The following is a 1,268-nucleotide window of genomic DNA, read 5'->3' as shown; positions in this document are numbered from 1 at the left end:
TCAATTTTTATAATTGAGATAGTTTGTGCCGCTTAAATAAAGAGGTTTTGATAACCAAATTAAAGCATATCTAAAGAGTTTTGAGTTAAAAGTTAAACTTCAAGTTTTCATTCAGGACAAATGTACTGGTTAACTAATTTTCCCAAAAAAATTAGTTAACCCATCACTATAACACATAATTAATTTGCAAGAGTTCTATTGTATTGCTTTAACTCAGGCTCTGTAAGACTTTTAGCCATAGCTAGTATGTTTATACGGGGGAAGTCCAGGTATTTATGTATGGGGGAAGTCCAGGTATAAAAAACCCCCGAGAGAAGCAATCATTCTGACCTCTTCTCTAAAGGAGGGCTGCTTTTTAGGTGGCGGAACCTTTTTATGAATACAGGGTGAGCGCATCTCAAACGCTATTGACAATTGGCGAGTTTTGTTATCCAGCTGCCGTGGGAGCATTTCAAGTGATACCAGTTAATCAGAATAGTTACGAACTCGACCCACTTGGTCGATTGTTGCTTAACAATTGAGACGGCAAATTCTACTACTACCAAATGTTACCAACAATCGCCGGCTATTGCCGACAGGGGGTGGGTTGCCCTTCCCTAACCCACCCTACTTTTTAATCGACGGCAATTAAGGAACGATTGCGAAGATAAGCCAGATCTTTTAATAACTGTTGGCTATCACCACCGTTATTAAGATTAATCCCCAAAGCCGCTAAATCCGCATCTACCATTAATTTTACCAGTCCCTCAAACGTTACCGACGGCTGCCAACCTAATTTCTCCCTGGCTTTTGTAGAATCTCCTATTAATAAATCCACTTCCGCCGGACGCAAATAACGTTCATCAAACTCCACATAATCCTGCCAATTTAAATTAACATATTGGAAAGAAATATCGAGAAACTCCCGGATAGAATAGGTTTCATTTGTCGCCACTACATAATCATCCGGTTCTTCCTGTTGTAACATTAACCACATCGCCCGCACATAATCCTTAGCATAACCCCAATCCCTTTTAGAATCAAGATTTCCTAGATAGAGTTTTTTCTGTTGTCTGGCAATAATTCGGGCCAAAGCGCGGGTAATTTTGCGCGTGACAAAAGTTTCTCCCCGCCGGGGGGATTCATGATTAAATAAAATGCCGTTACAGGCAAATAAGTCGTAGGATTCCCGATAGTTGATTGTTTGCCAGTGACCGTAAACTTTCGCACAAGCGTAGGGACTGCGGGGATAAAATGGCGTGGTTTCTTTTTGGGGAACTTCCATGACT

General features: G+C 40.8%; 1 protein-coding gene. It reads right to left on the bottom strand.

What is annotated here, in order from left to right:
* Nucleotides 1-613: 613 nt before the first annotated feature.
* Nucleotides 614-1,268 (bottom strand): GDP-mannose 4,6-dehydratase (locus PX484_RS18560; protein ID WP_287751860.1); only part of this gene is annotated, 655 nt, incomplete at its 5' end.

This window comes from Microcystis sp. M49636_WE2 (assembly GCF_030065375.1).
GTDB lineage: Bacteria > Cyanobacteriota > Cyanobacteriia > Cyanobacteriales > Microcystaceae > Microcystis > Microcystis aeruginosa_C.
Note: the sequence above shows the minus strand (reverse complement) of the source record. Positions and strands in the feature narration are given on the sequence as shown.